The organism is Aphanothece hegewaldii CCALA 016, from assembly GCF_003007785.1.
GTDB lineage: Bacteria > Cyanobacteriota > Cyanobacteriia > Cyanobacteriales > Microcystaceae > Chroococcus > Chroococcus hegewaldii.
Window position 1 is genome coordinate 1 of record NZ_PXOH01000001.1, and the last position, 24600, is coordinate 24600.

Consider the following 24600-nt stretch of genomic DNA (forward strand, 5'->3'; position numbering starts at 1 on the left):
ATTAGAGTTACCATTTCTAACTCCTTCTCTCCATCAGTTGTTTTTTCTATTTTACTTCCTTATCTAACAAAAGAGGGATTATATCACAGTTTCTGTCCGTGATTTAGAGAGCGCACTAAGCTTTGCTATAGTGGGGGACTTAGGAAGGGCGGACAAGTTAAAAGTAAGGCTTTGCTTAAAAACCCGTATAGTGTTCCTTTTAGAGTACTGCGTGGTTAGGCAGATGACTCACTCACGACGTTTCAATCTCTTATAATTGCCTGCAATACGCTTCCCATCATCTCCTCTGGAACTGATATACCCATTAAAGCTAGAAAAGTTGGAGCTAAATCCAAAATCGAGATATTTGAAAGCCCATTTTGACACCGAAGAGAAGGTCCCGTCGCTACCATAAACCCAGAGAGCGAGTGATAGCTATCCCGATGATAGTTCATCTGTTTTTCTTGTACTAACGTTACCCTAGGATGAAGCACTTGCTGCATAAAATAACGAGCCGCTTGCCACTCAACAAAGACATCAGGCAATGAATCAGGGGGTTCACAATTAAACCAGTCCACGGTTCTAACAATCCGCTCAACCGCCGGTTTTCCTGTAACAGGATCGATCAATTGTTTGAAATCAAGCTCTAGTCGATCCAAGATCATTTGATACTCCTTTCCCCGTTGTACAATGCCTTGGGGTTCACGATCTCGTAAATTGACGCGCACGAAGCTAGTATAGAGAGAAGGAATCGCAAATGCTGTCGTTTTGCTCCAGTCCGTACTATTGCGAAAATGATCGGCGAGTAAGCGTTCTTGCACGTGCAGGGGAAGATAAGTCCCGATGGTAGCACGCCAACTCTCAGGAAGCAGGCGGCGAGCAAGATTTAAAGGCTTTAGAGATGGAGTGGCTTCTAAAATAGTTTGATAGCCAAGCTGACGGCAAAATGCTTCGATCAATCCGGTGGTTGGATATTGATCCTTGATGCCGAAGCACGACAGAATAAATACATTAGCCTCGTTGGGCAACTGCTGAAGTAGCGATCCCATCTCTCGATCAATAGCCTGATATATATCGCGGATAGCATGGGTAAGGAGAGTGTTCTCAGCTTCAACTTCAGGACGATATTTCCACAAGCGATGTCCAGCCGTATGAGCTTCATAGAAACCAACGACTACCAGATCAAAGCGATCGTTAGATAATAACTTGCGGCATAATTGGCCTTTTTTCTCAATCCGACGCAAAAATTGCTTATACATCTGGTAATCGTCAGATAAGGTACTGTTAGCCTTAAATTCTGACACCGATATCTGAGGGCCAAAAATTCGTCGAGCGTCGGATAGTAGTGTTGCTGGCTCGGCACAAGGCGGTTGCATTTGAATAGCTGCTTCATGAACTGACCATTGCATCAGTTGAATCCCTGGTAGTCGCGGTACAAGATTACTGTCAGGCGCATCAATAATAGCTACTTTTTTGCCTTGTAAATGTGACCAAAACGGCAAGAGATTCGTATCCCGATGCGAAAACGCTTGCAAGTCATAACTACCAGACTGCATCTGGCGAAAGTAGTAATAACCATGCTGTTGACGGGAGATACCGCTTAACAAGGATAAGAAAGTACCATGTTCTGCAATATGTTCGGGTCCTGTTGTTTTTGCCCAACAACCTCGCTCCATTAAAGCAGCGATCGTCGGTAAGTAGCCTTCCTTAGCCCATTGTTCGATTAGTTCATGGTTACCACCGTCGAAACTCAGCAGTATGAGTGGTGGAGCGTGAAGGTCATCAGCCATCAATCTTTAGTCCTCGGTTCTTGGTTTACCTCTACACTCTACCGCTCGATTTAATTATGGGTTGTCCAGACATCCATTCTGGAATGGGTTGCTGGAGTAGTTCTAGAAAGGTTGGTGCTAGATCAAGTAATGAAATTTCCCCTATTGTCCCTTGCTGTTGAATTGATGGACCGGCTGCAGCGAAAAAACCTTGTTGAGAATGATCGCTACCTCGAAAAAAGTCTGGCTTCTTTTGGGTCAATTCTATTTTGGGGTGAAGGACACAATCCATAAAATAAGGAAAAGGCTGCCAACTGACGAACAGATCGGGTAATCCCTGATGACGCTCAGGGCCAAAGAGATGATCGGCCCGATATATTTCTTTAACCGCCGCTTGACCACTTCGAGGATCGATAAGCTGGCGTAGATCTTCTTCTAACTGTTGTAAGACGGTCTCATATTCAGTTCCCACCTTAACAATGCCTTGGGGTTCTCGCCCTTGCAGGTTAACGCGTAGAAAACTCATATAAGCGGAAGGAATAGCAAAAGCTCTTGTTTTACTCCAATTAGTACTACTAAGGAATTGTTCAGCTAATAAACGCTCTCTTGTTTCTCTAGGAAAGTAACGGCTAAGAGCTACCCGCCAGGCTTCTGGGGTTAACTGACGCACCAAAGACAGAAGACTAGCAGGTTTTGAATTAGGTTCTCTTGAGACTTGATAGCCTAATTTTCGACAGAAATCTTCAATCAGTCCTCCTGTTGGATATTGATCTTTTATACCCACCGACGAAACGACGACCAGATTAATGTGATCGGGCAATTGTTGCAGCAGTAAACCAATCTGTCGATCAATGGCTTGATAGATATCTCGAATGCTATGAGTTAACTCGCTTTGGTCGGTTACTTTTTCGTCTCCTTGTGCCTCTGGACGATATTTCCATAATTGATGTCCGCCTGTGTGACATTCCCCAAAAACGATGATCGCTAAGTCAAACTTATCTTTTGCTAAAAGATAACGACACAAACGACCTTTTTTTTCGACCCGTTCTAATAGACGATGATAGATTTGTCGATCTTTAGCAAAACTACTGATAAAATTTTCGGTGATATTCATCGCCTGGCCAAAAACTTGTCGAATTTCTGGCAAGAGATTAGAGGGTTGACTTGCAGATGGAATATAGTGAGAGTTATGCACAGCCCAGTTCGCTAACTGAATGCCATTTAGGTTCGGAAGAATGGACATTTCTGGAACATCGATCAGAGCAACTTTTTTGTGTTGTTTTTGTAAAAGTGACCAAAAGACATAATCACTTTTTTCGATTTCAGAGACGGGATATAAATCGTAAGTTCCTAATTTTAATTGACGAAAATAATAAAATTCATGCTGACTTTGAGGAATGCCACTAAACATCCTAGTCCACACCCCATCTTCATTTAATAGGTCTATTCCTGTGGTGCGCCCCCAACATCCCCGTTTCATAATAGCGGCAATATTAGGAAGATAGCCCTCTTGAACCCATTTTTCTATAAACTCTGGAGTTCCTGCATCTAATCCTAAAATAACTAATGGTATTGTCTTTTCCATTTTTCTAATGATTTTCAACCAAAAGTTGATAAAGATTAATTAATTTATCGACAAACACATCTTCGCTAAATTGTGCAATCGCTACCTCTTTTCCCGCTTGGCCCATCTGTTCTGCCAGTTCCCGATCTTGTAAGAGCTTCAGCAACGCATCAGCCAAAGCATCAACATGACCAGGTGGCACTAAAAACCCTGTTTTGGCGTGTTGCACAATCTCTGTTAGACCTCCTGATGCACTGGCAACGACAGCTGTTCCTCGCATCATAGCATTAGCCGCAATTAAACCAAATGGTTCCGCCCACAGGGAGGGGACAACCTGCACCCAAGCTTTAGAGAATAATGTTTCCATTTCTAGCCGATCCATTTGACCTGGCATGGTAACGTTAGCTGTCAGCATCAAGTCATCTATCATCTGTTTAAGTCTATCCCGTTCTGGCCCATCTCCGACTAGCAACAGACGGGCTTCTGGAATATAGTTAACCACTTTGGCAAATGCCTTGAGTAAAATTTCTCCTCCTTTTTCCTTGACTAATCGAGCAGCAAAGGCTATTGTAGGCGGAAATGATAGGGGCGATCGTGGAATCTGAAGCGGCACGCCGTGCCATACTACTGCGCCTGACTCTATTCCGTCTATCTTTAACTGCTGTTTAACTGCTTCACTAGCAGCAACAATGAGCTTGAAAGCATTCTGCTGGCTTTTCCAGAGCCGCATCTGTACCATTAAAGGCAACCAGTCCCGCAATGGCAAGCAATTATATCTATAACAGGCTGTTCCTACTTGGATTTGGCAAGCTGTACTATTCGGCAGCATTTTAGTACCGAGAGGACAAACAGACCGATACCAGACAGCATAATAAAGACTAGGGAAATTTTTTAGAAGAGGAAGAATTAAAGGGGAAAGTTGGGTAAGAAATAGGGTAACATGAATGACATCGGGTTGAAATTCGTTTAAAACTTGGTGGAATTTATAAAAGGCGAATGGATTAGCAGTTTGCAGCAGAGTTCGGAAACGAGAGGTTGTGCCAAAACAAGAGTAATCAGCTTGGCTATACGCATTGAGTGGTCGAGCAGAACTGGCAAACAGACGAGCATCATGCCCGCGTGAGCGCAATCCCTCCCTTAAAGCTAGTGTTAGAATTTCTGCACCACCCGTAGGCGTTGCATAATCATTGACTAACAAAATCTTCATCGATTTTCTTAAAAAAAGTAATTTTTTCTAATTTTTTAGTCCAGATTAGATAAATTTAATTTACCATCTTGCTATATATTGTCAACTTAAATTAAGGGAGCTTAACAATAAGTGTTCTGTTAGGTAGCTAGTCCGCAGTATTAACAATAACATTAGGCACTCCTTAAATCCTCTATTAATTCTTCTTCTGTCAATTGAAAGCTATCAACTCCATAGTCAGAAAGTTTAGCTAAAAATACTACTTTTGGTATACATACAAGATTAGCAGCAGCACCCGAAGATAGTTGACCTAACTCATAAAGTTTAACAGCCTCTGCTAAACGCACTTCTACACTAAGTTGTGCTGGAGACAATTTGAGAGCAAGTGCAGTTTATTCAGGTAAGTCAAAAGTGATTTGATACATAAAATTATGAATGAACTAGCTCGTTCAAGAGGTTCCTATATCAGATATGATTACAAACGATAGCTTGTCGTCAACTAATTTTTATGCGTATCGCTCTATTTACAGAAACTTTTTTACCGAAAATTGATGGTATTGTTACTCGTTTAAAGCATACAGTAGAACAGTTACAACGCCTTGGGGATCAAGTCTTGGTTATTTCTCCCGATGGTGGTTTACGGGAATACAAAGGCGCGAAGATTCACGGTGTATCAGGAATGCCTTTACCGATGTATCCTGAATTAAAGATAGCAATTCCTCGTCCAAGATTAAGAAAAGTTATTGAAAAGTTTAACCCCGATTTAATTCATGTGGTCAACCCCGCAGTTTTGGGAGTGGGTGGCATTTATTACGCTAAAAAAATGGGCATACCCCTCGTTGCTTCCTATCACACTCATTTACCCCAATATCTCCAACATTACGGTTTAGGTTCTCTTGAAGGGTTATTATGGGAACTTTTGAAACTGGGTCACAATCAAGCAGAATTAAATCTTTGTACTTCGACGGCGATGGTCAATGAATTAGTTAATCATGGCATCGAACGAGTCGATCTCTGGCAAAGAGGCGTAGATACAGAACTATTTCAACCCCATCTCGCATCGGATCAAATGCGTTGGCGACTCTCTCAAGGTCATCCTAATAGTCCTTTATTGTTATATGTTGGTCGTGTTTCGGCTGAAAAACAAATCGATCAAATAAAACCTGTCCTAGAAACGATTCCCGATGCTCGTTTGGCGATTGTGGGTAACGGACCCCATCGAGAGTCCTTAGAGGCTCATTTTGCTGGAACTAAGACCCATTTTGTCGGCTACCTACAGGGTGAAGAATTAGCCTCGGCTTTTGCTTCTGCTGATGCGTTTGTTTTCCCCTCTCGTACCGAAACATTAGGACTTGTTTTACTTGAAGCAATGGCCGCTGGTTGTCCTGTGGTTGCCGCCGCATCTGGTGGAATTCCTGATATTGTGACAGATGGGGTTAATGGTTATTTGTTTGATCCTAATGATCCCCATGGTGCAATTAAAGCCACACAAAGACTGTTAGCCGCGCCCTCGGAACGGGAATATTTAAGACAGAATGCTCGTCTTGAAGCTGAACGATGGGGCTGGACTGCAGCTACTCGTCAACTACGAGACTATTATCATGGGGTTTTAGCGAGTCAGTCTTTATCTGCTGCGGCTTAAAAAAAGCGAATCTACTACAATCACCAATAGGACGTAATTGTGATCTATTTGGGTAGTCTGTGATTAAGACCTTTTTTCATCGTTCAATCTGGCGTTATTTGAGTTGTGGACTGATGACCAGTCAACTGCTGTTTTTTAATCATCCATCTGGAAAAGCGGCAATGAATGAGTTTTGTCAGTTCACTTCTTCTGAAATTAACGCGAAACAAAGTTTATTGCAAACTGCTCTTAAAGGTAGTAATCAAGCTCAAAAAGATTACAATAGTACGATTAGAAAACACGCTGACTCGTTGCGTCGTTGTCGCGCCCAAAGTTGGCTACAAGAACAATCAATTTGGTTAAGATTATATTCTTGTGATGCTCGTCCAGGTTCCATTGATGAGGTTTTAGACCGTATTGTCAATAAGGGCTACAACAAAATTTACGTTGAAGTTTTTTCTGATAGTCAAGTTTTACTTCCTGCTAATGATAATCCTACTCCTTGGGATTCGGTTGTTAGATATCCTGGGGCTGAAAATGTTGATTTATTAGCCCAAGTGATTCAAAAAGGCCATGAACGCGGTTTAGTTGTGTATGCGTGGCTTTTTAGTATGAATTTCGGTTATGCTTATGCTCAAAGGAGCGATCGTCAAGATGTATTAGCCCGTAATGGCAAAGGTGAAACAAGTCTCTCTTTTGTTCATGATCAATCTCAAGCGTTTATCGATCCCTATAACACCCAAGCGCAACAAGATTATTATCAACTATTACAAGCCATTTTCAAACGTAGACCCGATGGGATCTTATTCGACTATATCCGTTATCCTAGGGGTAGCGGCAATCAATCAGCAGCAGGAGAAGTAAAAGATCTCTGGATTTATGGTACTGCTTCTCGGAATGCTTTACTCAATCGATCGCTTAATAATAAAGGTCGGGCATTACTCGATCGCTATGTGACCCAGGGATATATTACCCCAGAAGATATTATAGCAGTCGATAAACTCTATCCCGATGAAGGTTCTCCACTTTGGCAAGGGCGCGTACCACCAGAAAAAGAAATGGAAGATCCAGTACAAGTTCGCTTTCAACGTCTTAAAAACGAAATTTGGTACTTTACCGTAGCCCACGCCGCCCAAGGTGTTATTGATTATCTCACAAAAGCCGCCACTTTAGCACAAAATCGAGGAATTCCAGCCGGTGCAGTCTTTTTTCCTGATGGTAATCAACCTGTAGGTGAAAAAGGCTTTGATTCTCGTTTACAAGCTTGGGATCGATTTCCAACTTCTATAGAATGGCATCCGATGTCCTATGCTGTCTGTAATCAAGCTAACTGTATTACAGAACAGGTCAAACGTGTTATCAGTGCTGCCTCTCCCCAAACTCAAGTTATTCCCGCACTTGCTGGACAATGGGGTAGAATCTATGATAATCGACCGTCTTTAGAAGAGCAAATGCTCGCCATACGCAACAATATACCCCGTATCAAGAGTATTAGTCATTTTGCTTTTTCTTGGCAAGAAAGCGAGTTTGATAAAGAACGCCGTTTTTGTCGCAATTAAAACGCTACCCAATAGGATAAGCCATCAGTTATTGCTAAAAGCTTGTCTATTGTGTCATAATGGTCAATTGCGTGTCAATCTAGATCGCACGAAAAACTACTACTTGTTAAGATATGGCCAGTAAAAAAGGTGTTCGCCTAATTATTTCTCTAGAATGCACCGAATGTCGCTCTAACCCTGATAAGCGGACTCCTGGTGTTTCTCGTTATACCACGACCAAAAACCGTCGTAATACTACAGCACGACTAGAACTGAAAAAGTTCTGCCCCAACTGTAACAGACATACTGTACACAAAGAAATTAAATAGTTTTTTTACCCAAAAAGCAACAGAAACAATTATGAGTTACTATCGTAAGCGTCTATCTCCCATTCCCCCGACTCAACCCATCGACTACAAAGATGTAGATTTATTACGGAAATTTATCACCGAAAGAGGAAAAATCTTACCTCGTCGCATTACAGGATTGACAGCAAAACAACAACGTGCTTTAACTGAATCCGTTAAACGTGCTCGCATTGTCGCCTTACTTCCTTTCGTTAACAAAGAAGCATAAACAGGAAACAGGGAAAAAGTGATTGTTATCTATATTCCCGACAACGTCCCACGCTGATCGAGCCGATAAAAATCTAACATTTCAGCGTGGAATTATCTTATAAAAACGCATAGCATATAAATTGCTAAAAGTCAAGAAATAAAAATAATTGTTGGACATCTTCGTCAATAACTCCTCAACTGAGGGGGCTCTTAAATTGTTGTAATCAAATACAATGCAATCAAATACAATGACAGCAGTTGAAGGACAATATAAAGGTAGTATTCGTTTTGAGTCTTCCGATTAATGCTGCTTTTCGTGTTAGGTTAGGTATAGGAAAAACAGGTATAATTTTTTAACAAGATGAGTCTACAGATTTTAATTCCTGATTCCATTTTGCAAGCAATTCGCTTACCCGAACAGCGTATAGAACAGGAACTACTCCAAGAATTAGCAGTGACTCTTTATGCTCAAGATTTTCTATCATTTGGGAAAGCGCGAGAACTTGCTCAGATGGATAAATATGAGTTTGGAAAATTACTCGGCAAACGTGGTATTGTACGTCATTACAGTTCTCCAGAATTAGATGATGATTTAACCTATGTTTGTAGTGAGTAACACATCACCTATTTTAAATTTAGCAATTGTCGATCAACTTTTCCTTCTAAATCAACAATTCAGCAAAATTTTTATACCCGTGGCTGTGCTTAACGAGTTGAAAATTGACGAGGAGCGACTTGGTTCAAAAGCAATTCGTGAAGCAATTCTAGCAGGATGGATACACATTCAGGAAGTTAATAATAAACCGTTTATTCATTTATTAAAACAAACATTGGATCACGGAGAAGCTGAAGCTATTGCACTTGCTATTGAACTTAAAGCAGATTGGATATTGCTCGATGAAAGAGAAGGACGAAAAGTGGCTAAATCTTTGGAATTGAAAGTTACTGGTATTTTGGGGATTTTATTACGTGCTAAACAATCAGGTGTACTTGATGATTTGCAAACTGTGATTGATGATTTAGTCAGTAAGGCAGGATTTCGTATTGCACCAAATTTATTAGAACAAATTCTCACACAGTAAGATAATTTCTTATTCTAACTTAATTTGAAGACATTATGTTACTTGGCTTAAACATTCACTTTAATAATAAATAATACAACTTTCCCGTATTGTTGATTAAACCGGCCCGATCGCCTGCTATTTTCCCAGTACCCATAAAAATATCGACTCTTAGAGCACCTTTGATCGCACTTCCAGTATCTTGATCTAAAACATAGCGACTCACTTCGCGGGTTTCTATTTTTCCTTTTTCAGTGACGACAGGAATAGTAGTTTGAATGACTGCTAAAGCACCAGGAGGTAAAATCGATTTATCCGTAGCAATGGATCGCTCGGCAGTTACAGGTACACCTATACTACCAGTTGCAGGTTTACCAAAGGTTTCTTTAAAGAAAATAAAACGGTTATTGCGGGGTAAATAAATATCAAGTTTTTCAGGGGACGATCGCAAATATTCGATCACCATCGGTAAAGTTAACCCATCTGGAGAAAAAACCCCATCTTTGATCAATTCTTTACCAATACTCGTATACGGATAGTCGGTATTGCCATCGAATCCAATACCCATCATTTTACCATCACTTAAACGTAGTTTGGCTGAACCTTGAACCTGTACTAGATAAGCTTCGAGACGATCTTTTAACCAGACTAACTCATATCCAGCAAGGGGACTTTTTGCACCCTTTAACCCATCGTTTCCTTCTAAGTCGCTACGAGTCGGATGGGGTTTTTCCCAGCGTCCAAAGTTCGTCGGTTTGCGGTAGAGAGGATAGCGATACTCTGCGGTTTGTTTACGACTTGCTTGATAAATGGGTTCAAAATATCCCGTAAAAGCAACAGTCTCTAAATTATCGTTTCCTTTAGACTGATACCAAATAAATTCTTTTTGAACAGCATTTTGTAATTCTTCGGGTGTGCGAGAAGAAACAACCAGTTGACGAAACCGAATTAAAGAACGTCTAACACGATCGCGGGTAATTCCAGAAATGGGATAATTTTGATAAGCTTGGGCGGCTTTGGTCGTATTAATATAGTCTAAGCTATGATCAATTGCTTTGAGTAAAGCTTGGCGATCGCCTTTTTGACCCCAACTTCCCCATATCTGATCATCCCATCCTAAAGATGCTTCTAATTGAGTCGTATCAACTTTTATTAAGGGACTATTTTGCGCGATGAGTCCATAGGGGAGCAAACTGAATAAACCAACAGAGAGAATAGCGAGATTTTTTTGAAGCATAACACTAGACTAAAACTACTCACTCTATAGACGTTCAACACTCCCAAAAAAGACCGGTTCAACGCGAATACCGACAATACTCGACGGACGAACCACCATATATTCACCTTGTATATTTTTAATGGGGATATTAATAAAGTCGTTAGAGTCACTTTTTGGGACTAACTCTCCGCTATACCACTTCTGGAAGTCTTGAATACTACTAAAGCGTACTTCTTCTCGATGACCACTATTGAGGAGGATAAAGATCGCGTATTCGTCTGGTTTTCTACTCATATGTTCAAGTTTACGATATTTCTAGTCCCATTATGAATCATCCTGTTGTCAGGTTAAAACGTTGTAGTAATGTTTCGATAAGCGAGGGTAGGGTTTTTTTCAATTCTGTTACAGAAGTAAACTTAAGTTGCTGGTGTTGCGGAAAATCAAAGGAAAACTCTCCTTTGAGTTCTGGTCTATCTAAATAGGTAAATAAGATTTGTCCAGTTTGTTTGGTACTAATAGCATAACCCAACTCGACGCAAACATTAGGATTAACCAGTAAATTTGAGTCTACTGCATGAATCGGGGTTCCATCTGCAATAAATAGTAAACTTTTCCGAATTTTACGAAGTTGTGTGTCACTTAATCTAAGGGGAGCATTTTTCGAGAATGGTGTCTCTTCTAAACTTACAGAATAACGAGAGCGTTTGTTATATGTTGCGATCGTACTTAAGAGTGTTTCCCGTAATGCAACACTTGAGGACGGATACTGTAATTGCGGACTAAAATAAATAATCGGTTCTAACCACGAGGTGATATCTTGTTTAGTCAAATAAATCTCATGGGAAATCAGATCAATGTTAGAGATTACATAACCTCCACTACCTTCGATATAAAATTCGACGGTTTCCCCTTCTAGGTAACGTTGAAACCACAGTGATGCTTGTACGTCCAGACTATCATCCAAAAAGTCTGCTCTTAAACCCGACTTTAGTAAACTATTACGGTTTAGACGTAAATCATGGGGACGCTTTACAACGTCTTTAATTGGTTCGTAATGTTCCAAATACCAAGCTTTTAGTGCAATAATGGCCATAGATGCGGCGTTTGATGAGGTGCGATCGTTAGATTAAAAAGATGCTTTTCAATCTTAGCAATAAGCGCTGATATCTTCACCACATTCGTCAGCTAAATAGGACAACGCACGAAAACGTAGCATCATTAGTTCGTCATAAACTGGATTAATCTTACATAAAGGAGGGATACTAACGATGGTTCGTCCTAAAAACTGTATTTTTCTTGCAAAAGGACATTGTGCAGGAATTAGATGACAAATTTTGTGAGCAACTTTAGGATTATTGATCGATAGATTATTAATCCATGTCCGTAAACTGTTGACAAGATTAATTTTTTCTCTAAAAGACGATTTTTGTTTTTTTGCTTGAGTCGGTTCAACCCAATGACTGAAAACGAGATGTTTGATAGTAAAGTCTGTTACGCTCATATTTCCTCGATACGTTTTTTTGATTTACTTATGTTTCTAGAATTCCCAACTACTACTACAGACTAATCAAGAGTTTTTACCTAAAATATGACAGATTGCAATAATATTAGGACTAATTACTTAAGTATTTGTTCTTGGCTTTTTTTGTTCATCTCCTCCTTGTTTTGTAATAACACACTACTCTATTGAGAAAACAGCTATATATGTGCTTTCCGCATTTGCTCGATGCTAATTTTATAGGTTAGGGACTCTTTTTTTATGCGTAGACAACGAATAAGCAATTAGGTTCCAAAAACAAACATAACCGATGAGATTTTAACCAACTTAAATTGAGGTGATTTTAGACACCATTTAATTTACGCTAAGGTTAATCCAAGCTAGAACTCAAAAGCAAGTGAAAATTTAGCACATAAAGCTATTTAATTTTGTTGCATTTGATACTAAAATTGTAGGTAGTTATTAACAGGGTTGTATAAGAGTATTTCTACTGATACCAACTTAAATAGTTATAACTCTCTACATCTCCTAGATTAACAAATATTTTTTATTTTACCATCCGCAAAAGAAATATTCTTCTTGGTATAAAATAGCACTTGATTTGAGCCAAACTGAGCAACTAATGTAATTTAAAACACAAAGACACAAAAATGACTTGATTACTGAGGATTTAGGCGATTTTGATATATTGAGAATAAATTAAATTTTGTTTGGTTCTAATTTAGGTTTAAAATAGTAAATTACTATACAGAAATTCAAAACTAATCAATTAAAATGCAAGTTGCTACTTGGAACGTCAATTCAATACGGACGCGATTAACTCATATTACTAATTGGTTGCAGAGTAATCCCGTTGATGTCTTATGTCTACAAGAAACCAAAGTAATTGATGAAGATTTCCCTAAAAGCAATTTTGAAGAATTAGGGTATCATGTCTATATTTATGGACAAAAAGCATATAATGGAGTCGCCATATTTAGTCGTACTCCACTCAATGATATTAGTATGGGATTTACTCCAATTTTAGGAGGAACTATCGGGGAAAAGTTTGATGTACAAAAACGAGTCATTACAGGTGTAGTTAACAAGACACGTATTATAAATTTATACGTTCCTAATGGCTCAGAAATCGGTAGTGAAAAATACGAATTTAAACTACTTTGGTTAGAAGTTCTTAAAGATTATCTCAAAACTTTAAGAGATCAAACCTCGCAAGAATTCTGTGTTTGCGGTGATTTTAATATTGCGCTAGAGGATAAAGATATCTATGATCCCAAAGGAAAAGAAAACCATATTATGTCTACTCCAGCAGAAAGACAAGCTTTACAAAATGTTTTATCAATTGGATTAAAAGATGCTTTTCGGAAGTTTATAACAGAAGAAGGTCATTTTAGTTGGTGGGACTATCGTAGCGCAGGTTTTATTAGAAATCGAGGATGGCGCATCGATCATCTTTATCTCACCCCTAAGTTATACGAAAAAGCAATTAGCTGTAAAATTGACATTTCTCCTCGTAAACTTGAAAAACCCAGTGATCATACTCCAGTTATAGTAGAATTTTGAAGTACGCCAAAAATGAGTATTAATACACATAAAATACAACATAGACCAATTGCTGTTGATTTATTTGCGGGTGCGGGTGGAATGACATTAGGATTTGAGCAAGCGGGTTTTGATGTTTTAGCATCTGTAGAAATTGATCCAGTTCATTGTGCAATACATCAATTTAACTTTCCTTTTTGGTCAATACTATGTAAAAGTGTGAATAATCTTACAGGGAATGAAATAAGAAAACTTTCTACTATTAGTGATCAAGAAATTGATGTCGTTTTTGGTGGACCACCCTGTCAAGGATTTTCGATGATTGGTAAACGCTCATTAGATGATGAAAGAAATGCTCTAGTGTATCATTATATTAGATTAGTATTAGAGCTACAGCCTAAATTTTTTGTTTTAGAAAATGTTAAAGGAATGACTCTAGGACAACATCAGAAGTTTATCACAGAAATTATTTATAAATTTGAAGAAAATGGCTATCAAGTTTGTCATGAATATCAAGTATTAAATGCTGCTGCATACGGAGTTCCACAAAATAGAGAACGACTATTTTTATTAGGTTGTCTTTATGATAGAAAGTTACCAAATTATCCAGAACCTATCACTAAACCAGCTAATTTAAAAAAAACAAAACTTGAAGAAAATTTACCATTAAGTCCTACTGTTTGGGATGCACTACAGGATTTACCAACCATCGAAAATTATCCAGAATTATCCGAAAAAGATTGGATAATAGCAGATTTTGGTCAACCGAGTGATTATGTAAAAAAAATATGCGGTTTTGAGACAAGCTATGATGATTTTTCATACGATCGCAATTACAATTCGAGCATATTAACATCGAGTTTAAGAACAAAACATTCTCCAGAATCGATACAAAGATTTGCTAATACTCTAGGTGGCAAAACTGAACCGATTAGCCGTTTTTATAAACTTCACCCTAACGGAATTTGTAATACACTTCGAGCAGGAACCGCGAGTAATAGAGGAGCTTTTACATCTCCTAGACCCATTCATCCTTTTATTCCTAGATGTATAACTGTTCGTGAAGCAGCACGTTTACATTCTTATCCAGATTGGTTTAGATTTCATGGGACAAAATGGCATGGATTTCGACAAATTGGGAACTCTGTCCCACCACTTTTAGCTAAAGCAATTGCCTCAGAAATTATGAAAGCTTTAGAGATTAAACCGTATAAACCAAAGGTTATACAGAATTTAGGTAATAGTAAATTAATCAATTTTGTGATGACAGAATCTGCTAAACATTTTGGCGTAAATCGTCATGTGATAGAGCCGAGAAAAATCAAAAAAATAATAAATAAAATTAAAATAATTTGCATTTTGTTATTATTAAATTTAGAATTTTTCAGCTTTAATAATTTTTAATTAAAATTTTGATACTTTGTATCATTTATAACAAAATAATAACATTCTAATTCTTCATACTTAAAAAAAGGTTTTGGCGTACTTTTAAAAAACTGAGCATGAATACTCAATTAACTTTAAATGATCCTTTAGTGAACCGCAATTGGGCGGACTATTATGACGCTGTGCGGGGTCATCCTCCCAGAAATACGTTAATTACTGCTTTAAATCTTTTTGATGCTCAAGAAAACTTTGGAAATAAATTAGCAGTGGATCTCGGCTGTGGTGATGGACGGGATACAATTGAATTAATTAGACGCAACTGGAATGTTTTAGCGATCGATGGAGAAAGAACAGCAATTACTCGTTTAAAAAATCGTTCAGATCTTGATCATACTCTTCTACAAACCCAAATAATCCGTTTTGAAGTCTTAAAACTTCCTTTAGAAACGGATTTAATTAATGCTAGTTTTTCTCTTCCTTTTTGTCCTTCATCTGCTTTTTTTACATTATGGGAAAAAATTGTTAAATCTTTACGTTCTGGGGGTCGTTTTTCAGGTCAATTCTTTGGGGATAGAGATTCATGGGCAATTTATCCCAGTATGACTCATCTGAGTTGTCAACAAGTCGAAATCTTGCTAAAACCTTTTGAAGTAGAACTTTTTCAAGAACAAGAACAAGATGGGCTAACACCCTTAAAAGAAAATAGACATTGGCATATTTTCCAAATTGTAGCCAGAAAACGTTAAAAAATAGCCAAAATAATCATAGTAAATTGAAGTGGTGAATTTTAAACTTAAACTTAAACTTATTACCACTTATTTTAATTAACAAAATCTTGATTGATTAATACAAACGGCTTAAAACATAATCTGCTAAATCAATTAATGCTTGGGTTGATACAGATGGTTTAAGACAAGTAATATGTTGTACAGCCGCTTCAGCATGATGTAAGGCTAACTCTCTTGCTCGTTGAATACCATTACTTTCTTTAACGATGGTTAAGGCTTTTTCGATATCATTGTCTTGACTAAATTCTCGTTCAATCAAAACCTCTAAATAGGGATTTTCTTTGATGGCATATAAAGCAGGTGCTGTAATATTTCCACTGATTAAATCAGAACCCGCAGGTTTACCTAAAACTTCAGTTGGTGATGTGAAATCGAGAATATCATCGACAATTTGAAACGCAAGTCCTAAATTCCGTCCATATAAGTACAATTGTTCGGATACTTCAGTTGAAGTATCGCTTAAAACACAAGCTGCCTTAGAACTATTAGCAATCAAAGAAGCGGTTTTATAATAACTTTTTTCTAAATAAGCTTCAATAGTTAAACTGGTATCAAACCGATTGATTCCCTGCTGAATTTCTCCTTCAGCAAAGTCTCGAATGACTTCTGATAAGAGTTTAACCACTTCTAGGTTATCTAGATTTGCTAAATACCAAGAAGATTGAGCAAAGAGAAAATCACCCGCAAGGACAGCGATCCGATTGTCAAATAAACTATTAACGGTTGGTACATTGCGACGTAATTGTGCTTCATCGACAACATCATCATGAACTAGACTAGCGGTATGAATCATTTCGGTAATTTCCGCTAAACGTCTATGTCGTGAAGTAAGCTCCTGATCCAGCAGAGTCGCCCGTGAGACTAAAAAGACGATCGCAGGTCTGATTCTTTTACCACCTGCACCAAATAAATGCTCGGCAGCCGCCCCTAAAATGGGATGACGTGCGCCAATGAGTTTTGTGAGATTATCAGTCAATAGACGGAGATCAGCTTCGACAGGGACAAAAATAGAAGAAGTAGTTGTGATCATTAGTTAGCCGAGTTTGGCGAGATAGTTACGAAAGTTTACATATCCTTACATTTATTTTAAGCTAACCTTCCCAGACTGTGAAATAGATTCTTAACGGAAATCCGCATATCATTAAGATCATGGTTTCTTTTGCTGGAGCGATCGAGCTTTGCTCACAAGGTAATTCTTAAGTAATAATTCGTTTCAATTTGAATAACTTATGTTAGGCTATTATTAAAGGGTTTTAAGAATTTCCAACAAACTTAAAGTCCAGAACTGAACAGCTAAGTATTTTTGCTTAAACAGTTTTTGCTTAAACAATTTTTATTTAGCGGTTCTGGAACAAACAAATTTGATTTTTAATTAATGAGCTTTTTGCCTCGAAATTGTGCTGGCTTTTTGTGGTGAGTGAGCGATTATTTTCTTGTGCTTAAAAGTAATAAATTCAGAAGATTAGAAATGACTGACTCTTTTTTTAGTTTGTATTCGTTTATCTATTCTCATTTTTAAGAAAATGCCCTATACAATTGTATTTCTAGCGGTTGTTTATCTGTTGTTAATTTTTTTCATTTTAGCGATCGCCAAACGATTAACTAAGATGGGATCTATCTAGAATCATAGGTAAATTTAGATAATTTTATTTTTCAAAAAATATATGACCAAAATCATTTAGTCATATATTTTTTTAGTAAACTGAAAACGGGGTTTAAAATATCATATATACTTTAAATCCCCTTGTAATTTTATTCCCGCTCCACCGTTAAAGGAACCGAGACAGAAGTCGAAAGAGAAATGGGTAAATAAATCTTTTCGACATGAGGAACAAAACCAAGCCATCTTTGAGACAATTTAGCAAATTGTTGAGGATGACCACTGACCCCAAAACGAGTGGGACTAGGAGCGTAAGTATTTTTTAAACCCATCAACTCCAGTTCTTTTTCGATGGCGACAACAAAGTATTTAGCTGGATCGATTAATTGAACTGTCGGGGGTATAAAACTTCTAAACACAGGTTCAAGATGCCGATAATGGGTACAACCATAAATCAGCGTATCAATTTTCTTTTGTAATAGTGGTCTGATATACTCTTGGGCTACTTCTAAGGTGTAAGGATCAAGAATGCGATTTTGTTCAATTAGAGGAACAAACTCAGGGCAACCGACTTGCCAAACTTGCGCTAATGAATCAATTTCATGAATCGCTTGGGCATAGGCATTACTTTGCGCGGTTGCGGGAGTTGCAATAACACCAATGCGTTTACCACATTGTACGGCGGCTCTAGCTCCAGGTAAAATGATTCCTAGAATCGGTAAAGGACTAAATTCATCTCGAATCGTTTCAATTGCTAGGGCCGAACTTGTATTGCAAGCCATAATAACCATTTTGACCTTTTGTTGGGTCATCCAAGTAATAATTTCTCGCACAAACTGCACAATTTCCTCTTGTGAACGAGTTCCATAAGGAAGTCGGGCCGTATCAGCGAAATAGAGAACCGATTCATTGGGAAGTTGACGATATAGCTCCCTTAACACGGTAAGTCCACCCACACCACTATCAAAAACACCAATTGGACTACGTTGGGATTCTCTCATGGAAACAAATAATCAATGTGCTATGAATAAATAAATAAGTTGTTGATATTGAAACATGAAAAACTGGTGAAGTAAATACAAAATATCTGATAGAAAGTTATTTATTTATAATCGGTTTTGACGAATATATTCAATGACTCCTCTCGCGATCGCATCAGCCATTTGACGCTGATAATTAGAATTTCTCAATTTAGCTGCATCCTCCTGTCCTGTAACAAACCCTACTTCTATTAGTGTAGATGGCATTTTAGAATTTCTCAACACGTAAAACCGAGCGCGACGTACTCCTCGTTCTTTAACATTCACACTTCGCACAATGCTACGGTAAATCGTATCAGACAAACGGCGATCGCCAAAATAATAAACTTCCAACCCGCTAACATCAGGACGACCCGCCCCCATCGAATTCGCGTGAATACTGACAAACAGTGACGCTCCCGCCCGATTAGCCATATTGGTTCGACCTTCGAGACTCACGAAATAATCAGACGAGCGAGTCATCATCACCTGAATGCCCTGTTGTTCTAAAATTTGGGACACCATTTGAGAAATCGGTAAAATGATATCTTTTTCCTGTAAGCCCCCAATTCCGATCGCCCCTGGATCTTTACCACCATGACCGGGGTCAAGAATCACTAGGGTTCGACCTTTCGGAGGATTTGGCCTTGGGGGTGGCGTAGGATCAAGAGAAATCGGCGGATTACTGGGGGGATTACTCGGTGGAATACTTACAACAGGAGGACGTGTTACAGGATTCGGCTCATAGGGCGTTCTCAGGGAGCGTAATTCCAAGGCTAGAAGCTGATCCGAACTTTGGAGTAACTGCCCTAGTTGATAACCTAGAGCCGGTTGCACCATAATTAAAACGGTATCCGCATCCTCTTGGCGGACGCGTAATTGATAAATAGCACTTCTAGTACCCAAACGAGGGCCGCGAAAAGAATCTGAAAGCAAAGCGTTATCTATGCGAATTTCGTAAACGCCCTGATTAAAATTCCAATTGCCGCTACCTCGAATGGGACGATCTGAACTGATGTTTAATTGAGTATTGCTACTATTTAGATCAATGGATTGAATAATCGCCTGTTGCTGTTGATTTCGTGGAATATTAATCGAAATCGGAGCGGGCGAGTTAGGGGCATTTCCGTTATTGAAACTAGATAAACCGCCTTGGGGTAGCAAAACCAGCCCACCAAATCGACTATATAACGCCTGCCAATCAGGGCTACTAGACGACACCGACAAGGTAATCCGAGCCGTTGAGCCGGAGACTTGCTCAAATTGAATTTGACTTACACCATAGTTATTAACTGGGAAAGTTTGTCCGAGCAAATTTTCCGACAGCGTGGCACCTGGTAACTCAAACTCAATTTTTTGGCGATCGCGGCTTCGTTTGCTGCTGATTTTCCGTTCATCTCCATTGCGTTCAAGACGAACAAATAGCCCATTACGAGTCACTTGGAAATCACCACTGGTATCACTGGTATTACTGGTAGTAGTAGTAGTAGTGGTCGCATTGGGGCGCGTTGTCGAAGGACTTGGAACGGGAGGAAGAGGAGGGAGCGTATCAGGAGACGAGTTAACCCGTTGCGGTTGAGGTAAATCTACCGTCCATTGCGTCGGTGAAATTCCTCTAATTTTGACCTGTTGGGGATCAACCGTATAACCTTGAGCAATTTCGATGACCAAACGAGTTGTTTGTGCATCAAATTGACCAATACGAACACTTTTGATTGTCCCACTAAAATTCTCGGTCACACTAGGCTGACCGAGTACAATACCTGGAAGATCTATAACAACTCGTGTTGGATTTGGAATTAACTGAGCAGTGGGTTGCACCCGATCATCTGTTGTAAATACCAGACGATTTTGACCCGAATCAAATCGCCAAAATACTAACTTTCCCGCTTGTGCAGGTAAAGCCAACAGAAAAGAACTAAAAACACTCAGTAGTAGCCAGTGAAACCTCACAATGCTTGCTCCTATTGAGAAGTGAGACAGCGAATAGATAAGAATCAACTACAAGGGACGTAGATATTAACCTCCAAGTTTCACTTAATTTTAAGATGATGGTTCTTGGGGATTTTCAGCTAGAGTGACACTCGGCTGATCTTTTTCAAATACCACCCTTAGTAAAGGTGGTGCGAGAAACGTCGTAATAATAACCATCATGATAATGGCGGTTTGAGTTGCTGGATCAAGGGCTCCACTTGCAGCACCCACTCCAGCAAATACTAACCCAACTTCGCCACGTGGAATCATGCCGACTCCGATGGCTAATCGATTGAGTTGTTCTTTGCCAAAAACAGCAAAACCTGTAACTACCTTACCGAAGATAGCGACCACAATCAAGAACGCAGCGATCGCTAATCCTGCTCGATTTTCGGGAATTGCTGGGTTAAGAACGCTTAAATCGGTTTGTGCGCCGACACAAACGAAGAATAGAGGTACAAATAAATCAGCAACTGGAATAATTTGCTCTTCGAGTTCTGCTTGTTTCGAGGTTTCTGCCAAGACTAAACCCGCCGCGAATGAACCTAAAATCGCTTCTAACTGAATTACTTGGGCAATATAGGACAAAATAAAGGCAAAAATCAGGGAAACCAGTAAAACTTTCCCTCTCGTTTGCATATTGTCCATTAATCTGACCAAAATTGGACCCAAGAAACGACCTAAAACGATCGCACCAATGGTAAAAGCGGCCGCACTAATGATTAAAAAGATGACTTTAGAGATTTGAATTTCGCCTGTTTTGACTAAGCTTGAGACAACCGCTAGAACAATAATTCCGAGGACATCATCGAGTACGGCTGCACCAATAATAATTTGTCCTTCTTGAGACGAAAGACGACCGATTTCTGCTAGGACTTTAGCCGTAATACCGATACTCGTCGCGGTTAATGCTGCCCCTGCAAATATCGACGGAATGAGGGGAACATGGAACAGATAAACTAGACCTAAAGTCCCAAGAACAAAAGGTGTCACTACTCCAACCACAGCAACTACAGCCGCTTTTGGACCAACGCGAATCAGTTCTTTTAAGTCTGACTCTAAACCAATTTCAAATAATAAAATGATTACGCCCAATTCGGAAAGAGCCGAAATCACTTCACTTTGTGCAATAAATACAGATTCGGCGGTGTCTGGCGTTAAACTCGACGTTAATTCCAAAAATTTGATAATTAGGGAGTTATCGGCTGTTGCGCCACTTTCAGAGAAAACCAAAAGACTGAGAACCGAAGTTCCTACAACAACTCCGCCCACTAATTCGCCTAACACTGGCGGTAAATTGAGACGAACACAAAGTTCACCGCCTAACTTACTGGCGAAGTAGACGACAACTAAGCTTAATAATATACCCGCTAATACAAGGGAACTATCAGCCGCTTCAGTTTCAGCAGCTACCGCGAGAAATTGAAAAGGGATTGAGAATAGCAAGCTCATCAAAAGACCATTGCCTCTTAAAAACGATTCGGCTACATTTTGGCCAAAATTACTTTCAATAATCTAGCAAGCTTTCTCAAACAATTTCCTTTTTTTCATTCCTTAGCCGGATGACGCGACTCTAAACCTGTCTAACAATTATTAAAATCCTTGACGCGAGACTAACTTTTCGATCGTCGCCTGAGTTTCTTGTAATAAACGTCCTCGGCTATCGGTCATTTGAGCTAGACTCGGTACTAAATTACGAGCTTGTAAAGCCATGTGGAGTTGTAATTCAGCAACATACTCGCAGATATTTTCTCTGGCTGCTGACTGATTATCGGCTTGAGTATTGAACCGCTCCAAAGTGTCCTCCTTGTTGACTACAGTATAGTAATGAGCAACATCCATCAAAAGTATCATGTTATTTACACACTCCGCAGTCTTACTCCACAAATTTTACATATTTCTCAATGTGGGTTAACATTCCTTTACACTTTATATTTTCAAAATCTTATAGGCTCCCCATACGGCACAACCCAACGCTACAAGGGTAATGAACATTTGATAACCGCCAAGAATTTTTTGACCGCGCTCTGTGGTCATTTGTTCTACATCGATCCAAGGAGAACTCCCGCGACGAAACCAACCTCGAACCGTAACCATTTGATTGACAGATTGACAAGGATGTGGTAGTAAAGATAATAGCTCGCCGACCCAACCACCTGAAGCAACAAAATTGAGTCGAATTAATCCGCTATTGGTTTGTAAGATTAAATCTTGTCCTAGCCAGTTCCCTACGCCAGAATGACCCAAAAGTCTACCGCTCATCGAAACAATCTGACCTTGGTAGGGTAATGTTTCAGGATCGCTCAGTAATTCTGATAAATTGGGTTCATCCAGTTTAAAAAATTTTTGCGGGGAAGGAAAATAACGATTAGTTGAAATAATTAGCGTAACACTTAGTGCAATTAAGACCCACGCTTCAAACACCGGATCTCTAGCCCTGAGCCAGTTAAACCGTCCATCCGCCGCTTCACATAAATAATTAAAAGCCGTTGTCAGTAAAACTACACAAGTAAAAAGATGGGGAAAGCGTTTACTTAAGCCGAAAATCAAGAGTACGATCAGTAAAATTACTAGCCAACCGACCCAAGCATTCAGTAAAGGATAGGCTCTATACATCCATACTAGGGGTTGAAAGTTGAATTGTGCGCTGAGGTAGCCAATACCCCAAAATAAACACCTTAAAACAATGCCAAACCCCAAAGCAAATACAAAGGAACTGAGCAGTAAAGGTAAAGTGTGATGCAAATTTTTCAGCGTTGTCCACAAATTGACTTTTTTTATTGTGGGTGAAAGACGATCGCTTAATTCCAATTCTGGTTTAAGATTCCAAAATTGGGCGCATTTTTCTAAGAGATACAAGCGCTCACCGAGCAAAGGATGAGTTGTAAACAGACTTAACCAGTGACGATAAGGGTTAGTATAGTCCCATTCTAAAACCTTATTTAATGGAATCTGTGGCGATAAACTGCCCTTACTGAGAACTTGTTTAGGATCTATGGGAAGCAGGAGATCAAAACTTTCGAGAATTCTTGGTGTATAACTGTTTTGTTCGACTTGTTCACACAGAGCGATCGCTATTTTGAGTAAAGCACGACTTAAAGCATTGGGATTTTTGGTGAATTCTACAGCAAAGCGATCGCCATAATACACTCTTTGACGGGATAACCATAAAGTCGGCCATTTCCACAGCCAGTATAACCCATAAAAGAATGCTGCAAGCCATGCTAAAGGTCTTTTGATCAGATGAAACCTTTTTTGGTCTCCTAAACTCGCTATTTGCCAGTAAATTAGATAAGGAGTTTGCAATAAGGTCATCAACAACGACATTATGGGTAAATCTCCATTCAGTAGATAACCTAACTGCGTTGCGTATATTGTGGCAAGTTCTTCATCAGTAAGACTTTTTAGCATCCCGTTACTAATTATAATTCTGGATGTTTTGGGAAGACTTGTGTAAGTCATGATCAAAGGCGTTTGTGTTTGAATAATTTTGAGCTTTGGTGGCGATCGATGATATTGTTGTGTAAATCTTTTTAACATTTCGTCGGTTTCTGGGTATTGATCTAAATGCTCTTGCGTGAATTTACTTACGTGAAAATACTGATTTATAAAAATATCCAGAATCCAATGACAAAAAGGCAATAATATAATTAAAGTAGTTACTAAATTAGAAGCGGGTGGCTGCGGAATATAAAGTGTTTCTAGATTAAAAAAGTTTTGAATTTTACCCAAAATTAAATTCATCAAATCAACATAATACTTAAAAGTTATGTTTAAAGTCCAGAAACAAGCAATAATAGTAGATATTAATACCCACCATAATCGACTTTTAGAAGTTTTTTTCATGGTGCGTTTTCCAGTATATCGAGCCGCATTACGCCATTGATGCTCTTTGCTAGAAGATAATGTCTGTGGATTAACGGAGCGATCGTTCTGATTAATTTCCTTTTCTTTCATTATTTTTACTGTATTTAATTAATTTGATTTTTGATATAATAGACCTAAAAATTTTATGTTTACTGCGTACACTTAGATAAAATACAGATGATTGATAGAGGGTTAGTACCCAAGTTTGAAAGAACCGCATTGATTGATTAGACATAACTTGTGATTCATCAAGTTAAATTGAGACCTAATCATTTTGAGTTCTCTTAAATTTTTCCCAAAACTCATCGAAAAATTTAAGTAATTGCGGCTTTTATTGTAAAATTTTATTGCTAAAAAAATCATGAATATTTTTACACAAACACACTTTTAATTGTGAGTACATTTCACTTGTGATCACGATCACACCAAAAA

The 24600-nt window shown here is 38.9% G+C and carries 22 protein-coding genes and 1 pseudogene; 9 read left to right on the forward strand and 14 right to left on the reverse strand.

Annotated features, from left to right (window positions below; genetic code table 11):
• Nucleotides 1-242 precede the first annotated feature (242 nt).
• From C7H19_RS00005 to C7H19_RS00020, 4 genes and pseudogenes are all read right to left on the reverse strand, one after another.
• Nucleotides 243-1769, reverse strand: coding sequence for an alkaline phosphatase family protein (locus tag C7H19_RS00005; RefSeq protein ID WP_106454834.1), 1527 nt, complete (start codon nt 1767-1769; stop codon nt 243-245).
• 31 nt (nt 1770-1800) lie between these two features.
• The gene (locus C7H19_RS00010) at nt 1801-3333 is read right to left on the reverse strand and encodes an alkaline phosphatase family protein (protein ID WP_106454835.1); all 1533 of its coding nucleotides are present in this window, start codon (nt 3331-3333) and stop codon (nt 1801-1803) included.
• 4 nt (nt 3334-3337) lie between these two features.
• The gene (locus C7H19_RS00015; RefSeq protein WP_106454836.1) at nt 3338-4519 is read right to left on the reverse strand and encodes a glycosyltransferase family 4 protein; all 1182 of its coding nucleotides are present in this window, start codon (nt 4517-4519) and stop codon (nt 3338-3340) included.
• A gap of 152 nt (nt 4520-4671) precedes the next feature.
• A pseudogene (locus tag C7H19_RS00020) lies at nt 4672-4875 on the reverse strand (UPF0175 family protein); the annotation flags it as partial.
• 131 nt (nt 4876-5006) lie between these two features.
• On the opposite strand from C7H19_RS00020, the gene C7H19_RS00025 reads away from it, so the two are divergent.
• The 6 genes from C7H19_RS00025 to C7H19_RS00050 all read left to right on the forward strand — a co-directional run bounded on the left by C7H19_RS00025 (nt 5007) and on the right by C7H19_RS00050 (nt 9296).
• Nucleotides 5007-6140, forward strand: a complete 1134-nt coding sequence (locus C7H19_RS00025; protein ID WP_106454837.1) for a glycosyltransferase — start codon at nt 5007-5009, stop codon at nt 6138-6140.
• A 113-nt stretch (nt 6141-6253) separates the two neighbouring features.
• Complete coding sequence (locus C7H19_RS00030) at nt 6254-7678, forward strand: family 10 glycosylhydrolase (protein ID WP_106454838.1); 1425 nt, start codon at nt 6254-6256, stop codon at nt 7676-7678.
• A 113-nt stretch (nt 7679-7791) separates the two neighbouring features.
• A complete protein-coding gene (rpmG, locus tag C7H19_RS00035; RefSeq protein ID WP_106454839.1) occupies nt 7792-7986 on the forward strand; it encodes a 50S ribosomal protein L33 in 195 nt (64 codons plus the stop codon).
• 31 nt (nt 7987-8017) lie between these two features.
• Complete coding sequence (gene rpsR, locus C7H19_RS00040) at nt 8018-8233, forward strand: 30S ribosomal protein S18 (protein WP_106454840.1); 216 nt, start codon at nt 8018-8020, stop codon at nt 8231-8233.
• Between the two features lie 342 nt (nt 8234-8575).
• Nucleotides 8576-8830: a UPF0175 family protein gene (locus C7H19_RS00045; protein WP_106454841.1), complete on the forward strand. Its 255-nt coding sequence runs from the start codon at nt 8576-8578 to the stop codon at nt 8828-8830.
• Nucleotides 8814-9296, forward strand: coding sequence for a PIN domain-containing protein (locus tag C7H19_RS00050; protein ID WP_106454842.1), 483 nt, complete (start codon nt 8814-8816; stop codon nt 9294-9296). The genes C7H19_RS00045 and C7H19_RS00050 overlap by 17 nt, the downstream gene beginning before the upstream one ends.
• Nucleotides 9297-9351: 55 nt before the next feature.
• On the opposite strand, the gene mltA is transcribed toward C7H19_RS00050, so the two are convergent.
• Genes mltA through C7H19_RS00070 form a run of 4 tightly spaced genes read right to left on the reverse strand, consistent with a single transcriptional unit; the run spans nt 9352 to nt 11995 of the window.
• The gene (gene mltA / locus C7H19_RS00055) at nt 9352-10512 is read right to left on the reverse strand and encodes a murein transglycosylase A (RefSeq protein WP_106454843.1); all 1161 of its coding nucleotides are present in this window, start codon (nt 10510-10512) and stop codon (nt 9352-9354) included.
• A gap of 24 nt (nt 10513-10536) precedes the next feature.
• Complete coding sequence (locus C7H19_RS00060) at nt 10537-10788, reverse strand: hypothetical protein (RefSeq protein WP_106454844.1); 252 nt, start codon at nt 10786-10788, stop codon at nt 10537-10539.
• Nucleotides 10789-10825: 37 nt separating this feature from the next.
• Nucleotides 10826-11587 (reverse strand): hypothetical protein, encoded by a 762-nt coding sequence (locus C7H19_RS00065; RefSeq protein ID WP_106454845.1) that lies wholly within the window; start codon nt 11585-11587, stop codon nt 10826-10828.
• A gap of 54 nt (nt 11588-11641) precedes the next feature.
• On the reverse strand, nt 11642-11995 hold the full coding sequence (locus tag C7H19_RS00070; RefSeq protein ID WP_106454846.1) for a Mo-dependent nitrogenase C-terminal domain-containing protein: 354 nt from the start codon (nt 11993-11995) through the stop codon (nt 11642-11644).
• A gap of 771 nt (nt 11996-12766) precedes the next feature.
• Between C7H19_RS00070 and xth the strand changes: the two genes are divergently transcribed.
• From xth to C7H19_RS00085, 3 genes are all read left to right on the forward strand, one after another.
• Nucleotides 12767-13555 (forward strand): exodeoxyribonuclease III, encoded by a 789-nt coding sequence (gene xth, locus C7H19_RS00075; protein WP_106454847.1) that lies wholly within the window; start codon nt 12767-12769, stop codon nt 13553-13555.
• Between the two features lie 12 nt (nt 13556-13567).
• Nucleotides 13568-14938, forward strand: coding sequence for a DNA cytosine methyltransferase (locus tag C7H19_RS00080; protein WP_106454848.1), 1371 nt, complete (start codon nt 13568-13570; stop codon nt 14936-14938).
• A gap of 98 nt (nt 14939-15036) precedes the next feature.
• Nucleotides 15037-15666 (forward strand): class I SAM-dependent methyltransferase, encoded by a 630-nt coding sequence (locus C7H19_RS00085; protein WP_106454849.1) that lies wholly within the window; start codon nt 15037-15039, stop codon nt 15664-15666.
• A gap of 97 nt (nt 15667-15763) precedes the next feature.
• On the opposite strand, the gene sds is transcribed toward C7H19_RS00085, so the two are convergent.
• The 6 genes from sds to C7H19_RS00115 all read right to left on the reverse strand — a co-directional run bounded on the left by sds (nt 15764) and on the right by C7H19_RS00115 (nt 24258).
• Complete coding sequence (sds, locus tag C7H19_RS00090) at nt 15764-16738, reverse strand: solanesyl diphosphate synthase (protein WP_106454850.1); 975 nt, start codon at nt 16736-16738, stop codon at nt 15764-15766.
• Nucleotides 16739-17460: 722 nt separating this feature from the next.
• Nucleotides 17461-18309 (reverse strand): glutamate racemase, encoded by an 849-nt coding sequence (murI, locus tag C7H19_RS00095; protein WP_106454851.1) that lies wholly within the window; start codon nt 18307-18309, stop codon nt 17461-17463.
• A 105-nt stretch (nt 18310-18414) separates the two neighbouring features.
• Nucleotides 18415-20280: an N-acetylmuramoyl-L-alanine amidase gene (locus tag C7H19_RS00100; protein WP_106454852.1), complete on the reverse strand. Its 1866-nt coding sequence runs from the start codon at nt 20278-20280 to the stop codon at nt 18415-18417.
• A 90-nt stretch (nt 20281-20370) separates the two neighbouring features.
• Entirely contained in the window at nt 20371-21753 is a 1383-nt protein-coding gene (locus tag C7H19_RS00105) for a cation:proton antiporter (RefSeq protein WP_106454853.1), read from the reverse strand.
• 141 nt (nt 21754-21894) lie between these two features.
• Nucleotides 21895-22098, reverse strand: coding sequence for a hypothetical protein (locus C7H19_RS00110; RefSeq protein ID WP_106455198.1), 204 nt, complete (start codon nt 22096-22098; stop codon nt 21895-21897).
• A 132-nt stretch (nt 22099-22230) separates the two neighbouring features.
• Nucleotides 22231-24258, reverse strand: coding sequence for a M48 family metallopeptidase (locus tag C7H19_RS00115; RefSeq protein WP_106454854.1), 2028 nt, complete (start codon nt 24256-24258; stop codon nt 22231-22233).
• Nucleotides 24259-24600 lie beyond the last annotated feature (342 nt).

Excerpts from the sequence above, each read along its gene's own strand:
- C7H19_RS00005 (WP_106454834.1), bottom strand. The coding sequence starts at position 1,769 with ATGGCTGATGACCTTCACGCTCCACCACTCATACTGCTGAGTTTCGAC.
- C7H19_RS00010 (WP_106454835.1), bottom strand. The coding sequence starts at position 3,333 with ATGGAAAAGACAATACCATTAGTTATTTTAGGATTAGATGCAGGAACT.
- C7H19_RS00015 (WP_106454836.1), bottom strand. The coding sequence starts at position 4,519 with ATGAAGATTTTGTTAGTCAATGATTATGCAACGCCTACGGGTGGTGCA.
- C7H19_RS00025 (WP_106454837.1), top strand. The coding sequence starts at position 5,007 with ATGCGTATCGCTCTATTTACAGAAACTTTTTTACCGAAAATTGATGGT.
- C7H19_RS00030 (WP_106454838.1), top strand. The coding sequence starts at position 6,254 with ATGACCAGTCAACTGCTGTTTTTTAATCATCCATCTGGAAAAGCGGCA.
- rpmG (WP_106454839.1), top strand. The coding sequence starts at position 7,792 with ATGGCCAGTAAAAAAGGTGTTCGCCTAATTATTTCTCTAGAATGCACC.
- rpsR (WP_106454840.1), top strand. The coding sequence starts at position 8,018 with ATGAGTTACTATCGTAAGCGTCTATCTCCCATTCCCCCGACTCAACCC.
- C7H19_RS00045 (WP_106454841.1), top strand. The coding sequence starts at position 8,576 with ATGAGTCTACAGATTTTAATTCCTGATTCCATTTTGCAAGCAATTCGC.
- C7H19_RS00050 (WP_106454842.1), top strand. The coding sequence starts at position 8,814 with ATGTTTGTAGTGAGTAACACATCACCTATTTTAAATTTAGCAATTGTC.
- mltA (WP_106454843.1), bottom strand. The coding sequence starts at position 10,512 with ATGCTTCAAAAAAATCTCGCTATTCTCTCTGTTGGTTTATTCAGTTTG.
- C7H19_RS00060 (WP_106454844.1), bottom strand. The coding sequence starts at position 10,788 with ATGAGTAGAAAACCAGACGAATACGCGATCTTTATCCTCCTCAATAGT.
- C7H19_RS00065 (WP_106454845.1), bottom strand. The coding sequence starts at position 11,587 with ATGGCCATTATTGCACTAAAAGCTTGGTATTTGGAACATTACGAACCA.
- C7H19_RS00070 (WP_106454846.1), bottom strand. The coding sequence starts at position 11,995 with ATGAGCGTAACAGACTTTACTATCAAACATCTCGTTTTCAGTCATTGG.
- xth (WP_106454847.1), top strand. The coding sequence starts at position 12,767 with ATGCAAGTTGCTACTTGGAACGTCAATTCAATACGGACGCGATTAACT.
- C7H19_RS00080 (WP_106454848.1), top strand. The coding sequence starts at position 13,568 with ATGAGTATTAATACACATAAAATACAACATAGACCAATTGCTGTTGAT.
- C7H19_RS00085 (WP_106454849.1), top strand. The coding sequence starts at position 15,037 with ATGAATACTCAATTAACTTTAAATGATCCTTTAGTGAACCGCAATTGG.
- sds (WP_106454850.1), bottom strand. The coding sequence starts at position 16,738 with ATGATCACAACTACTTCTTCTATTTTTGTCCCTGTCGAAGCTGATCTC.
- murI (WP_106454851.1), bottom strand. The coding sequence starts at position 18,309 with ATGAGAGAATCCCAACGTAGTCCAATTGGTGTTTTTGATAGTGGTGTG.
- C7H19_RS00105 (WP_106454853.1), bottom strand. The coding sequence starts at position 21,753 with ATGAGCTTGCTATTCTCAATCCCTTTTCAATTTCTCGCGGTAGCTGCT.
- C7H19_RS00115 (WP_106454854.1), bottom strand. The coding sequence starts at position 24,258 with ATGAAAGAAAAGGAAATTAATCAGAACGATCGCTCCGTTAATCCACAG.